Annotated in this window: 11 protein-coding genes and 1 other RNA gene; 10 read left to right on the forward strand and 2 right to left on the reverse strand. The window is 47.8% G+C overall.

Annotated elements, in window-relative coordinates; genetic code table 11:
• Positions 1–6: 6 nt before the first annotated feature.
• The gene (locus tag AB6805_RS15445; RefSeq protein ID WP_370910325.1) at positions 7–1,365 is read right to left on the reverse strand and encodes a pyridoxal-phosphate dependent enzyme; all 1,359 of its coding nucleotides are present in this window, start codon (positions 1,363–1,365) and stop codon (positions 7–9) included.
• A 292-nt stretch (positions 1,366–1,657) separates the two neighbouring features.
• Between AB6805_RS15445 and bioD the strand changes: the two genes are divergently transcribed.
• The 10 genes from bioD to AB6805_RS15495 all read left to right on the forward strand — a co-directional run bounded on the left by bioD (position 1,658) and on the right by AB6805_RS15495 (position 12,178).
• Positions 1,658–2,302, forward strand: coding sequence for a dethiobiotin synthase (gene bioD, locus AB6805_RS15450; protein ID WP_370910326.1), 645 nt, complete (start codon positions 1,658–1,660; stop codon positions 2,300–2,302).
• Positions 2,299–2,874: a 5-formyltetrahydrofolate cyclo-ligase gene (locus tag AB6805_RS15455; RefSeq protein WP_370910327.1), complete on the forward strand. Its 576-nt coding sequence runs from the start codon at positions 2,299–2,301 to the stop codon at positions 2,872–2,874. The genes bioD and AB6805_RS15455 overlap by 4 nt, the downstream gene beginning before the upstream one ends.
• 6 nt (positions 2,875–2,880) lie before the next feature.
• Positions 2,881–3,954: a tetraacyldisaccharide 4'-kinase gene (lpxK, locus tag AB6805_RS15460; RefSeq protein WP_370910328.1), complete on the forward strand. Its 1,074-nt coding sequence runs from the start codon at positions 2,881–2,883 to the stop codon at positions 3,952–3,954.
• A gap of 12 nt (positions 3,955–3,966) precedes the next feature.
• The gene (gene rnr, locus AB6805_RS15465; RefSeq protein ID WP_370910329.1) at positions 3,967–6,912 is read left to right on the forward strand and encodes a ribonuclease R; all 2,946 of its coding nucleotides are present in this window, start codon (positions 3,967–3,969) and stop codon (positions 6,910–6,912) included.
• 17 nt (positions 6,913–6,929) lie between these two features.
• Positions 6,930–7,901, forward strand: coding sequence for a polyprenyl synthetase family protein (locus AB6805_RS15470; RefSeq protein ID WP_370910330.1), 972 nt, complete (start codon positions 6,930–6,932; stop codon positions 7,899–7,901).
• A 57-nt stretch (positions 7,902–7,958) separates the two neighbouring features.
• Positions 7,959–9,593, forward strand: a complete 1,635-nt coding sequence (locus tag AB6805_RS15475) for an amino acid permease (RefSeq protein ID WP_370910331.1) — start codon at positions 7,959–7,961, stop codon at positions 9,591–9,593.
• A gap of 47 nt (positions 9,594–9,640) precedes the next feature.
• Entirely contained in the window at positions 9,641–10,105 is a 465-nt protein-coding gene (locus AB6805_RS15480) for a DoxX family protein (RefSeq protein WP_370910332.1), read from the forward strand.
• A gap of 145 nt (positions 10,106–10,250) precedes the next feature.
• On the forward strand, positions 10,251–11,300 hold the full coding sequence (locus AB6805_RS15485) for a Smr/MutS family protein (RefSeq protein WP_370910333.1): 1,050 nt from the start codon (positions 10,251–10,253) through the stop codon (positions 11,298–11,300).
• A 25-nt stretch (positions 11,301–11,325) separates the two neighbouring features.
• Positions 11,326–11,700, forward strand: an RNA gene (rnpB, locus tag AB6805_RS15490) — RNase P RNA component class A.
• 67 nt (positions 11,701–11,767) lie between these two features.
• The gene (locus tag AB6805_RS15495; protein WP_370910334.1) at positions 11,768–12,178 is read left to right on the forward strand and encodes a DUF4870 domain-containing protein; all 411 of its coding nucleotides are present in this window, start codon (positions 11,768–11,770) and stop codon (positions 12,176–12,178) included.
• 67 nt (positions 12,179–12,245) lie between these two features.
• Here the strand turns inward: AB6805_RS15495 and AB6805_RS15500 are convergent, their stop codons facing one another.
• A complete protein-coding gene (locus AB6805_RS15500) occupies positions 12,246–13,940 on the reverse strand; it encodes a S8 family peptidase (protein ID WP_370910335.1) in 1,695 nt (564 codons plus the stop codon).
• Between the last annotated feature and the right edge of the window lie 329 nt (positions 13,941–14,269).

The raw sequence follows: 14,269 nt of genomic DNA on the forward strand, positions 1-14,269 counted from the left end.
GTACTTTTATCTGCCCAATGCCTGTATAATATCGTATTTCGTAACAATGTGGTGATTGCCGCTGTCATCTTTTGTAAGTACGGCGCCGTTTTCCCGGTTGATATATACCGAAAGCTTTTCGATAGGCGTGTCCTGGCTTACCAGCGGGAACAACGGCTGCATTACCTGGCTTATCTGCGCATCTTTCAGGTTGGCATCATCGATCAGGCGGTTAAACAACCCGTTTTCGGAAATAGACCCGATCAGTTCCCCGCCCTGGTCCACCGGTATATGTTCGATGTCATATTTTTTCATCCGGGCAATGGCTTCACTTACTTTTTCATCGGCGCTGATGGTGACCAGTGGCTGGTTACGGCGGCCGTTCACTACATCTTTCACTGTTTTTACATCGAGGAAACCACGTTCCAGCATCCACTGGTCGTTATAAATTTTACCCACATAGCGGCTGCCATGATCATGAAAAATAACGACCACCACATCGGTTGGCTTCAGTCCTTCTTTCAGCTGCAACAGCCCGGCTATGGCGGATCCGGCGGAATAACCAACAAAAATACCTTCTTCTTTGGTGATGCGTCGCGCCATCACGGCAGCATCTTTATCCGTTACCTTTTCAAATTTGTCGATCACCTTCATATCATAATTCTCCGGCACAAAATCTTCCCCGATACCTTCTGTAATATAAGGATACACCTCGCTCATATCCAGCTCGCCGGTTTCAAAATACTTCTTCAGTAAGGAACCATAACTGTCGATCGCCCATACTTTAATATCCGGATTTTTTTCTTTCAGGTATTTCCCGGTGCCGGTAACCGTACCACCGGTACCAGTAGCCACTACCAGGTGGGTAATTTTACCCTCCGTTTGTTCCCATATTTCAGGACCGGTTTGTTCGTAATGTGCATCGCGGTTAGCCAGGTTATCATATTGATTCACATAAAATGAATTGGGCACTTCTGTGGCGAGTCTTTTAGACACAGAATAATAGGAGCGTGGATCTTCGGGTTCCACATTGGTAGGACAAACAATTACTTCGGCGCCTACCGCCTTCAGGATATCCACTTTTTCTTTGGACTGTTTATCGGTAGTGGTGAAAATACATTTGTATCCCCTGATAATGGCCGCCAGCGCCAGCCCCATACCTGTATTGCCGGAAGTGCCTTCAATGAGGGTACCGCCGGGTTTCAGTAATCCTTTCTCTTCCGCTACATCCACCATTTTCACCGCCATGCGGTCCTTAATAGAATTGCCGGGGTTAAAAAACTCCACCTTCGCCAGCACAGTGCAAGGGAGGGAAGCCGTTACGCGGTGCAACTTTACCATCGGGGTATTGCCTATCGTTTCAAGTATATTATCGCAGTATTTCATAAAAAATGAAGTTGTATTGTTACGAAAATACGGAATTGCGTCGAATCGCCTTCGGCGATGCGAATTTTGTCTTTCCCGCTGATTACGCTGATTATACTGATTTAGAGATTTGATCACTTTAGATTTAAAATGATTTGGGTAGATGTAAGCGGGTATATCCGCTTACATCTACCCAAATCATTTTAAATCCTTATAAAATCCAAAAAGTAAAATCAAGATAATCAGTATAATCAGCGTAATCAGCGGGAAAGACAACATCCGCGAAAGACAACATTCGCGTATATTTGCGCCAATGAGCGAAAGGATTTTTATTACAGGAATAGGTACAGGCGTGGGTAAAACCATTACCGCTGCCTGTATCACGGAGGCGCTAACGGCCGACTACTGGAAGCCGGTGCAAACGGGTTTGATGGAAGGCACAGATACAGATACCGTATCATCCCTGTTGTCAAATAAGGTGTCAGTTTGTCACCCGGAAGCGTGGCGGTTGCAGGCGCCTGCCTCTCCGCACCTGGCGGCACGGCTGGAACACTGTACTATTGATGCGGAGCGTATCCTGGAGCTGGCAGACCAGTACCAGCCGGTTGACCGGCCGTTGGTAATGGAAGGCGCCGGGGGACTGATGGTGCCGGTAAATGAAGAGCTGTTTACGCTGGACCTGATAGTGGCGCTGAAAGCCAGGGTGGTGATTGTGGCGCAGAATTACCTGGGCAGCATCAACCACTCGATGCTCACTGCAAGGATGCTGCAACATACAGGCGTGCCCGTTATCGGATGGGTGTTTGGCGGAGATTATCACAGCAATGAAGACGATGTGGTAAAATGGAGCGGGTACCCGAAAATTGGCCGTATCCCGCTGACAGATACGGTAGATAAGGCATTCATTCAACAACAGGCACAGTTGTTGTCAGCCTCGCTGCATAGTTTACTGGCATGACCACTAAAAAGGATATACGAAAACATTTCCTGGAGCTGCGGCTTAACCTGGACGAACCCACCGCCCTCGCCCTGAATGAGCGGTTACTGGCGAATACCCGTCAGCTTGATTACAGCAACGTCAGGAATGCGCATATCTTTCTTCCTATCTCTGAAAAAAAAGAAGTGGATACCTGGCCCCTGGTAAAATGGGGGAGAACCCAATGGCCGGAAATGGAATGGGTGCTTTCCCGCTCGGATATGAAAACCGGCGAGATGAATCATTATCTCTGGAAAACCAATACCGTACTGGTGAAGAACAGGTTCGGCATCCCGGAACCGGATCATGGGGAAGTGATATCAGTGGAAAATATAGACCTTGTATTTGTACCTTTACTGGCTTTCGACCGGCACGGGCAGCGGGTAGGATATGGCAAAGGTATGTACGACCGTTTTCTGAAACAATGCCGGCAGGATGTGCGTACCATCGGCCTGTCGCTGTTTGAACCCGTTCTGCAGATAGAAGACGTGGATTCGTGGGATGTGCCGCTGCATACGGTGGTGACCCCGGATCACATTTATCAATTTAAATAAACAACAGTGCTTAAATACCTGAATATTCTTTTATATCCTTTTTCCCTGCTGTATGGCCTGGTGATGTGGTTGCGGAACCGGTTTTACGACAAAGGGCTGCTCACCGCGGTGGAATTTGATCTTCCTGTGATCGCCGCGGGCAACCTGTCGGTAGGCGGTACCGGGAAAACCCCGCATGTAGAATATATGATCCGCCTGCTGAAGGATCATCTGAAAGTTGCCACGCTCAGCCGGGGTTACAACCGCCGTACCAGCGGCTACATCCTGGCAGATGAAAGAAGCACTGCCGCCGATATCGGGGACGAACCCATGCAGTTTCACGATAAATTCCCGGATATCAAGGTTTGCGTAGGAGAAGAACGGATGCTGGCCATCCCGCAGCTGCTCGGAGATGAGCCCGATACCCAGGTGGTACTGCTCGATGATGCCTTCCAGCACCGCTCCATAAAGCCCGGTCTTAATATCATGATCACCGATTACAGCCGATTGTTTACCCGGGATCATGTAGTACCTTTTGGCCGTTTAAGGGAAGGCAGACAGGGATATCACCGGGCCGATTGTATCATTGTATCGAAGTGTCCGCCCGCCATGAGCAAGGAAGAGAAGCTGGCCCTGGAAAAAGAAATTAAACCATTGCCACATCAGCGGCTCTTTTTCACTACCTTGCAATACGGCGCCTTGTCCGATATGATCACCCATCACCCGGTGGCCGTCCCTAAATCAGCAACCGTATTGCTGGCATGTGGTATAGCAAGGCCCGAACCATTGCTCGAAGAATTGAAACGACGTTACGAACAGGTATACCTCTTGTCTTTTCCCGATCATTATTATTATACGGAAAAGGATATACTAAAAATAAAAAAGGAATGCAGCGACCTGCCCGGCACAGAAAAGATTGTCATTACCACAGAAAAGGATGCGGTAAGATTACATCTGCTCAAAGGAATGCTGGCAGAACAAAACCTGCAGATGGCTGTTATTCCAGTAGAGATTGCATTCCTCTTCGGGGAAGCAGAATTATTTAATAACTTTATTTTTGACTACATAGGCCGGCACCTGCCAGCGCCCGGTCAACAATAACTTACGACTAACATGAGTAGAAAAAAGAAAAATAAAAAAGGCGGTAATCATAACCCTAACAACCCCCAACAAAGCCATAGCCAGAAGAAAACCTTTAAAGGCGTATTGGAAGTAACAAGGTCCGGAATGGCCTTTGTGATCGTGGATGGCCTTACAAAAGACATCATGGTGAAGCAGAAAAACCTGCATACCGCCCTCGATAAAGATGAAGTGCTGGTGGATGTACTGAAAGCAGCCCATAACGAAGGCCGTATGGAAGGCATCATAACGGACATCCTTAAACGAAATAAAACCGAATTCACCGGTACCCTGCAGGTCAGCAAAAGCTTTGCTTTCCTGATCCCTGAAAAGGGATTGTTTATGCCGGATATTTATATTCCCGCCAACTCCCTCGGAGAAGCTAAAAGCGGCGATAAAGCCGTGGTGAAAATAGTAGCCTGGGGAGAAAAATCCCGTAAACCCGTAGGAGAGATCGTGGAAATCCTGGATGCCAGCGATACCAACGACCTGGCTATGAAGGAAATCCTTATAGAAGCAGGATTCCCGCTCAGTTTCCCTAAAGAAGTAATAGCCGAACTGGATACCATCCAGGAAAATATTTCTGAAGAAGAAGTAGGTAAACGGAAAGATATCCGCAAAATCCTCACCATGACCATCGACCCGGTGGATGCCAAAGATTTTGATGATGCCATCTCTATCCGCTTGCTGAAAAACGGTTTGTACGAACTGGGGGTTCATATTGCTGATGTAAGCCATTATGTACTGCCCGGCACCGAACTCGATAAAGAGGCGGATAAACGCGCTACCTCCGTGTACCTGCCAGACCGCGTGTTGCCCATGCTGCCGGAAAAGATCTCCAATGAGCTTTGTTCCCTGCGCCCGCATGAAGACAAGCTCACCTTCTCCGCTATGTTCCAGATGAACGAAAAAGGAGAGGTGAAGCAACACTGGATCGGCCGCACCGTGATCCATTCGGATCACCGGTTTACCTACGAAGAAGTACAGGAAATTATAGAAGGCAAATCTGAGGGTCCGTATAAGAACGAAGTGATGCTGTTAAACCGCATCGCCCAAACTTTGCGCAAACAACGTTTTGTACATGGCGCCATTAACTTCTCCTCGCAGGAAGTACGCTTTAAACTCGATGAAACCGGCAAGCCGATTGGCATCGTTATTAAAGAAAGTAAAGAAGCGCACCAGCTGATCGAGGAATTTATGCTGCTGGCCAACAAAACCATTGCGGCATACGTGGGCAAGCTGCGGATTAATAAACAGCCCATCCCGTTCCCTTATCGTGTGCATGATACGCCGGACCCGGAAAAGCTGAAAGTGTTCGCCCTGTTCGCCGGAAAATTCGGGTATAAGTTCGATCTCACCACACCGGAAAGCATCGCCAGCTCCTTCAATAAAATGCTGGCAGAGGTAAAAGGCAAACCGGAGCAACCAGTGCTGGAAACGCTGGGCATCCGTACAATGGCCAAAGCCATTTACACGGTGAATAATGTGGGACACTATGGTCTTGGTTTTGAAGACTACTGCCATTTCACTTCCCCTATCCGCCGTTACCCCGATGTACTGGTACACCGTGTACTGGCTGAATGTCTTGCCAACAGCGTGCGTCCCGACAAGCAAATGGAGCAGAAATGCAAACACAGCTCTGAAATGGAACGCAAGGCGATGGAAGCTGAACGCGCCGGTAACAAATACAAACAGGTAGAATATATGCAGCAGTTCATCGGTCATACCTTCGACGGTGTGATCAGCGGTGTGGCGCATTTCGGCTTCTGGGTGGAAACAGTGGATACCAAGTGCGAAGGACTGATCAGCATTCATAATCTGAATAAAAGAGAAGAATTCCAATATAATGAAGGGGAGTATTCCCTGGTTGGCCAAAGCACCGGCCGCAAGTTTCGTATAGGCGAAAAAGTGAGCATCCGCGTGGTGGCTGCCAGCCTGGCCAAACGCCAGCTGGACTACGACCTGGAAGATGAACTGACCGGCACGGGCACACCTGCTGCTGCACCGTTCCAGCATAAACGCCGCGAAGACCGCCGCGACGACCGTAAAGGTGATCAGCGTCATGGTGATCGTCGTGACGACCGGAAAAAGAAGAAAGACAAACAACGTCCGTATAAACCCTGGGAACAGGAAGGAAAAGCGCCTCACAGGGCGCCGGAAGTATCGCTCGGCGAGCCTAAACCATTACCGGTTGTTGACCAGGTGATAGTGGAAACGCATGTGGTACCGGTAACACCGGATGCACCTGTAAGGCCTGCCGTACCAGCAACACCAGTACCAGCGCCTGTGCATAAAAAGAAACCGAAGAAAGAAGTGGCGGAAGAAAAACCAGCTCCTGCACCGGTTGTTGAAAAAGAAGTGGTGAAGAAAACACCTGCACCAGCAGTTAAAGCGCCTGTGAAGAAAGCCGCTGCTAAACCAGCACCAGCAGCTAAGAAAGCAGTACCCGCGAAGAAAGCTGCTGCTGAACCGGTAGCGAAGAAAGCAGTACCCGCGAAGAAGGCTGCTGCAAAACCAGTAGCTAAGAAAGCAGTACCTGCGAAGAAAGCCGCTGCAAAACCAGTAGCTAAGAAAGCAGTACCGGCAAAGAAAGCCGCTGCAAAACCGGTAGCGAAGAAAGCAGTACCTGCGAAGAAGGCCGCTGCAAAACCGGTAGCAAAGAAAGCAGTACCTGCGAAGAAGGCCGCTGCAAAACCAGCAGCGAAGAAAGCAGTACCTGCGAAGAAGGCCGCTGCAAAACCAGCAGCGAAGAAAGCAGTACCTGCGAAGAAAGCTGCTGCCAAACCAGCAGCTAAGAAAGCGGTACCTGCGAAGAAAGCTGCTGCAAAACCAGTAGCCAAGAAAGCAGTACCCGCTAAGAAGGCGGCCGCTAAACCGGCCGCTAAAAAAGCCACTGCTAAAAAGGCCGCACCAGCAAAGAACAAAAAGAGTAAAAAATAAAACACGAGCCACCAGCAATGCATTCATTCAAAGATTTAACAGCGCAGTTTAGTCAGCATTTTGAAAAACAACAGTTTCCGGAACAACCCAGTAAGTTATACAATGCAGCGTCCCACATCCTGGGAATAAGCGGAAAAAGAATCCGCCCTGTACTATGCCTGATGGGGAACGAGCTATTTGATAACCTGCGCCCGGATGCATTTGAGGTGGGCAGTGCGATAGAACTTTTTCATAATTTCACTTTATTGCATGATGATATCATGGATAAAGCGCCGATCCGCCGGGGTAAGCCTACCGTTCATACGGTATATGGCGAGCCGGCGGCGATTCTTGCCGGTGACGTAATGCTCATTTATGTATATGAGCGCCTGAACAAAATAGAACCGCATTATAAACAAAAGATCATCTCCGTATTTAATAAAGCCGCCATTGAAGTATGTGAAGGGCAGCAGCTCGACATGGACTTTGAAGGCATGGACCCCGAAAAGGTGCAGTACGACGATTATGTGCATATGATCGGACTGAAAACCTCCGTTTTACTTGCTGCCAGCCTGCAGCTGGGCGCCATCATTGGCGGCGCCGGCGAAGGTAACCAGCAGCACATTTATTCCTTTGGTAAAAATGTGGGTATTGCTTTCCAGATCCAGGACGACTACCTCGATGCATTTGGTGATCCTGAAAAATTCGGTAAGCAACAGGGAGGGGATATCCTCGTCAATAAAAAAACATTCCTGCTCCTGAAAGCGCTGGAACTGTGCAACCCCGAACAACGTGCAGAACTGAAAATGCTCATGGAAACATCCCCCGCTGATAAAGTAGAACGGGTGCTGGCATTATTCCGCAGCTGTAAAGTGGATGAATGGGCGGAGAAGGAAAAAGAACGCTTCCAGCAACTGGCGTTCCAGAGCCTGGATAACGTGGCGGTGCTGTCTAACCGCAAGGCAGCGCTGATGGAAGTGGCTAACTACCTCTTAAACCGTCAGCAATAAGGTTCGTATTTAAATTCGCATTATATTCGCGCTCGTCTAAACGTAATTCCTTAGCCAATGTCGTCAAACTCGCTGTTTCGGAAAAAATCACTTACTGCCATTATTAAAGATGCCAAAGACGGTTTGTCGGATGGTCATGAAACAGGGGGAATGAATAAGGTGTTGAAGGTGAAAGACCTTACTGCTATGGGAATTGCGGCGGTTATCGGAGCCGGGATCTTTTCCACTATCGGGGAAGCTTCCTTCCACGGCGGGCCAGGCGTTTCCCTGCTCTTCGTTATTACAGCGGTTACCTGCGGATTCTCCGCCCTCTGTTATGCAGAATTTGCGTCCCGTGTACCGGTGTCCGGCAGCGCCTATACTTACTCTTACGTTACTTTCGGAGAACTGGCTGCCTGGGTGATCGGCTGGGCGCTGATCCTGGAATACGCCATTGGTAATATCGCCGTAGCCATTTCATGGAGCGGCTACTTCAACAACCTGTTAAGCGGTATCGGTCTCAGTTTACCTGACTGGCTGGCCAGCAATTACGACAGTGCCACCCCGGAAACCATTGCGGCAGCACCGCATATTGCCGGCATACCCTTTATCGTGAACCTCCCGGCCTTCCTCATCGTACTGCTGGTAACCTACCTGGCGTATGTAGGTATCCAGGAAAGTAAGAAAAGCGCCAACTTTATGGTAGCCCTGAAGATCCTGGTGATCCTGTTTGTGATTGTGGTAGGCTTTTTTTACGTAAATAAGGCCAATTGGCACCCTTTTATGCCCAACGGCTTCTCAGGTGTGCTGAAGGGGGTATCGGCCGTATTTTTTGCTTATATCGGCTTTGACGCTGTGAGCACCACTGCCGAAGAGTGTGCTAATCCACAGCGGGATCTGCCCAAAGGCATGATCTATTCCCTGATCATCTGTACGGTATTATATATCCTGATCTCATTGGTGCTCACCGGTATGGTGCCGTATTATAATTTAAAGGTAAATGATCCCCTGGCATATGTTTTCACACAGGTAAACCTGCCCTGGATCAGTTACCTTATTTCTGTAAGCGCCGTGGTGGCTACTACCAGCGTACTGCTGGTATTCCAGATAGGCCAGCCGCGCATCTGGATGAGCATGAGCCGCGATGGCCTGCTGCCAAAACGCTTCAGTAAAATACATCCCCGGTTTAAAACACCTTCTTTCGCTACCATCATCACCGGTTTCCTCGTAGGTATCCCGGCGCTTTTCCTGAACCTGACCATCGTTACGGACCTGACCAGCATTGGTACCCTGTTTGCCTTTATCCTGGTATGCGGAGGCGTACTCATTCTGCCAAGAGAGGAGAAATCAGTGGTGAAACGGTTTCAGCTGCCATATATCAACGGGCAGTTCATTGTGCCTGGCATTGTAGTGCTGCTTGTTTTCCTGTTCAGCAAAGAAATCCTGGCAAAACTCTCTCCCGCAGGCGGCTGGGAGGTATGGAAACATAATATTCCCTTCTACATATTTGTGGTGGTTACCATCGCCCTTTCTTATTTCTCACTCACCCGCAAGCTCTCCCTGATACCGGTTTTAGGGATGCTCAGCTGTTTTTACCTGATGACAGAAATCGCCCTTAAAAACTGGATCGTTTTCTCGGTGTGGCTGGCGGTAGGCTTAACCATCTATTTCCTCTACAGCTATACCAACAGCAAGCTGGCCACAAAAGCATAAATCTTCGTAACTTCAGGGTAGCTCTTTGATCTTAAAATTTATATTTTATGAACATGCTACAACGGGTTGAACACTGGGGTGACACACATCACCCAAATTGGCTGAGTGTGGTTCGCATTCTGCTGGGGATATTTATCATGTATGTAGGCATCCGGTTTGTACAGGACAGGGACGCGCTGATTTCCATGATTAATCAAAACCCGGCTTTGGCCACACTGTCCATATTCCTGGGACATTATGTTGTATTTGCACACACGGTAGGTGGGTTATTCATTGCGATGGGACTGTTTACCAGGATCGCCGCATTCCTGAATATTCCCGTATTGCTGGGTGCTGTATTTTTTGTTCATTCTCCCACCGGGCTGTTTACAGTATACCCCGTAATGGGCATCTCCTTACTGGTGCTGTTCCTGCTGATCGTTTTCCTGATTGAAGGCAGTGGCCGCATTTCGGTAGATGACTACATGCGGCGGCATCCTGAAAAAGCAAGGTCCAGGAAGTACGCGGAATAACATTTTCTTCATATAGCCGTGCAGGTGAGTACTACCATTTTTAATGGCAATAAAGAGCCATGTCTCCGCCGGATCGGGCAAATCTTCAAATCTCTTCCACGCATATCCCTTCAATATTCTATTTTTGCAGTTGAAGAATGCAATTATGAAATACCAAAAAGGCGACAACATCTTGTTGTTGAGTTCAAAAGAAGAAGGAACGGTTGTTGACATTGTGAATGATAATATGGTCATGATAGAGGTGAAAGGAACGTCTTTTCCGGTGTACCTGGATCAGATCGACTTTCCCTATTTCCATCGTTTTACCCAGCAGAAACTGGTCAAGGAAAAACCCAAACTGATTCCCGGCGACGAAATCAAGGTAGACAGAAGCAAGTATGAAGTGTTTAAAACAGATAAGGGAATGTTCCTGTCTGTTTTGCCGGTATACCAGATGGATGGATACGATGAAACCGTGAAGCTGATGAAGTTTCACCTGTTTAATGATACGCCGCATGCGATGCGTTTCTATTTCCAGATATGGCTGAATAACCAGCTGGACCTGGAAATCAAGAATGAAATACATCCTTATAATCACTTTTATCTCGCTGATCTCATCTTTGAATCATTGAATGATAATCCGCGGTTTGAGTTTACTTTTTTCCTGAAGGAGCCACAGCCGAAACTGGCCACTTCTGTAAAGAAAACCTGGAAGATCAAGCCCAAACAGATGTTTGTGCAGCTGGAGCAGCTGCGCACCAAAGCAGAAGCGACCATTACTTACCCGCTGTTTGATAAATTTCCGGAGAAAGAACCCGAGCCGCCGGCCCCGGCAGAACAACCGAAAAAGAAGGCGCCTGTTACTACTATTGGCGGCGGAAATTTCGCCAGCCTGTTAAGTAAAATACAGCTGCAGCCCGAAACGTCGCTGGATCCTAAGCATGAAGTAGACCTGCACATCGAAGCACTTGAGAAAAACTGGAAAGGGCTGAGCAATATTGCCATCCTGGCTATACAGCTGAATGCTTTCCAGCGTTACCTGGAACTGGCTATCAGTCATCATCAGCACAACCTGATCGTGATTCATGGTGTCGGGAAGGGAAAGCTCAAAGACGAAATACACCAGATCCTGAAACAAACGCCGGAAGTAGCCAGCTTTGTGAATCAATATCACGCCAAATACGGCTATGGGGCTACTGAAATAACGTTTAGGTAATATTTTTATTTACCTTCGCGCTTCAACTACAAACCGTGCTATCGTTCCGCTAACTTGTTGGCGGGAAGGAAAGTCCGGACAGCGCAGAGCAACGCACCACCTAACGGGTGGGGCCTGGTGCAAACCGGGAACAGCAAGTGCCACAGAAAATAACCGTCCGCTTCGGCGGATAAGGGTGAAAATGTGGGGTAAGAGCCCACGGTGCAGGCAGGTAACTGTTTGTGCGGGTAAACCTTGCGTGCTGAAATGCCATGTATACGGTCGATTGAGGGCTGCTCGCCCGATGACCGAGGGTAGGCAGATACAGACAACGTGCGAACGTTGTCGCAGATAAATGATAGCAGTCTGTCCCGGCTTGCCGGGGCAGAAACAGAATCCGGCTTACAGGTTTGTAGTTTTTTTTCTTCTCTTTTTTGATATCCTAAAATAAGCTGTTAACTTCCCGCATTATATTTAATCTATATTTTATGAATCAGAAAGATGAACGAACCTGGGGAGCGCTTGTTCACCTGGGAGGAATTATCGGGATGCTGATATTACCTACCGTCGGCAACATCCTTGGCGTACTGATCTTTTGGCTTATCAAAAAGAACGAATCTGCTTTTGTAGACAGCCAGGGCAAAGAAGCCATCAATTTCCAGATCACATTGAGCATTGCTGCTGTCATTGTAAACCTGGTCAATAATATTGTTACCGGTTTCTGGTCACTCACCAGCTTCTGGCGCCATGCAAGAGGAGATTTTTATAACGCCTGGGGCTGGACAAACCTGCTCGGTGTATTATGGCTGCTGAATGTTATCTTTAGCATTATTGCTGCCACAAAAGCCAGCAATGGCCAGTCTTACAAGTATCCGCTGAGCGTTCGTCTCGTTAAATAATTGCATAAAAAAGGGCGGGAATTTTATCTTATGAAGATAAAATTCCCGCCCTTTTTTATATACTGAATCAGTTCTTTTTGATGGCTTTTATTTTTGCCTTGTGTTGTTTTTTACCTTTCACATTTTCGCCTTTAACAGTAGCCGCCAGCTTTAATGCTTCATAGGCATTGATCATTCCACCGGTGATGGACAGATCCGAAAAATTTACTTTTTCATCCGCAGCACCTGGTTTATTTACTTCCGTTATACCAGGTAATGGTGTTGCGCTTTTTTCCAGCACATATTTCAACTGCTTTGCACTGAGCTCAGGATAATAGGAGAGTACCAATGCTGCTACACCTGCTACTACAGGGCTGGCCATGCTGGTACCACTGGCGCTGCCGTATTTATTGCCACCGGGAATGGTAGAGTAAATTTGTACACCGGGAGCAAAAAGATCCACGCTTTTCTTACCATAATTGGAGAAAGGAGCCACCTTATCATTGCCCAGGCCGGTATTGCTGGCGCCTACAGTGATGACGTTGGAAGCAACCGTGCCGTCCAGGTAATTCGGGTTGGGGTAGTTGGCAACAGAGTCGTTGTTGCTGCCGTCATTACCTGCCGCATGTACCAATAAAACGCCCTTTTCTTCTGCATATTTAAAAGCCGCATCCACCCAGTCTTTATGAGGTGAAAACGGTTTACCAAAGCTCATGTTGATGATCTGCGCGCCGTTATCAACTGCATAACGGATGGCCAGGGCCACATCTTTATCTCTTTCATCGCCATCAGGAACGGCTTTTACCGCCATGATGCGCACATTATCGGCGATGCCATCCATGCCTACGCCGTTGTTTCTGGCCGCCGCAATGATACCGGAAACGTGCGTGCCATGGAAACCAAAGGTGCCCATCACATCGTTGTTGCCGTATTTGTTGTCGTTGATGTCGTCGAGGTTGTCGCCTACAATCCTTTCCCTGTTGGCATTTGGCGCTACTTCTGTGCTTTCTGCCTTACGCTTCAGTTCATTCATGTACTCATCAAACTCCATTTTGAACTCGCCGAAAGTGGCTGGTTCATCACCGGCGCTTTTCAGCAAACGGCTCATGAAATTACGTGCCAGCAATACATCCTGGTTAGTCGTTTGAATGCTGTCCAGCTGCGCCACATTAAAATCATCCTTACCCAGGTAGGTTTTCAGGATAGATTCACATTTATTCACGTTTTCCTGGAGCTTCGACATGCTTTTGTATTGCATCTTGAACTGGGAATTGGGCTTCTCCACTTTCGACTGTAACTGCTGCCAGATGGCATATTCTTTGGAATCCTTTGCGAGTGCGGAATCCGGGTTGCCATAAAGGTTTTTATAGCGGTAGTATTCGCGGGCGGCTTCTTCAGAGTCTTCTTTCAGGCTGCTGCCGTCTTTACCACCCAGGAAGTTCCAGCCATGAATATCGTCCACATAGCCGTTGTGATCGTCATCCTTGCCATTACCGGGAATTTCACGGGTATTGGTCCACAGGATACTTTTCAGATCCTCATGGGTAGTATCAATACCAGAGTCGATCACCGCCACAATAACGGGCGTACTTTTTTTCCCTTTTAACAATTCCTTGTAGGCTTTTTCCGTTGACGTACCCAGTATACTGTCGGTATCGTAACTCAGTAACTGCCAGTTTTTAGGTATCTGGGGTTTACTCTGCGCTGTAGTATTTGTTGTAAATGCAGTCATCAATGCAACACACCCTGCCAGGACTGCAACCTCTCGGCTTAACAATTTCATGTTCAATAATTTTCCCTATAAAAAACAACTAAAAATATCATGATGATAAGATTAAAGGTATAGAAAAAGCGGTATAACATTAAATATTAATGATAAACGCGCTATATATTGGTTGATTGGGAGATTGAATGGATTTCTGCCCATTCCGTGCCGCCTTTTTCCGCAGGCCACTGTTACCGGTTACTTATCCTGATTTGCTTGCCAGCCATAGCCGGTAACCACCTGTCACAATCCCTTTTGTAATTGTTGCCAGCTATCTTAGCTTTAACCTGTTCTTATTCCTCATACCCCTCATCCGCCAGATCTACGTTCGGGATTTTTACAGGTAT

Origin of the sequence: Chitinophaga sp. RCC_12 (genome assembly GCF_041360695.1) — a bacterium.
Classification (GTDB): domain Bacteria; phylum Bacteroidota; class Bacteroidia; order Chitinophagales; family Chitinophagaceae; genus Chitinophaga.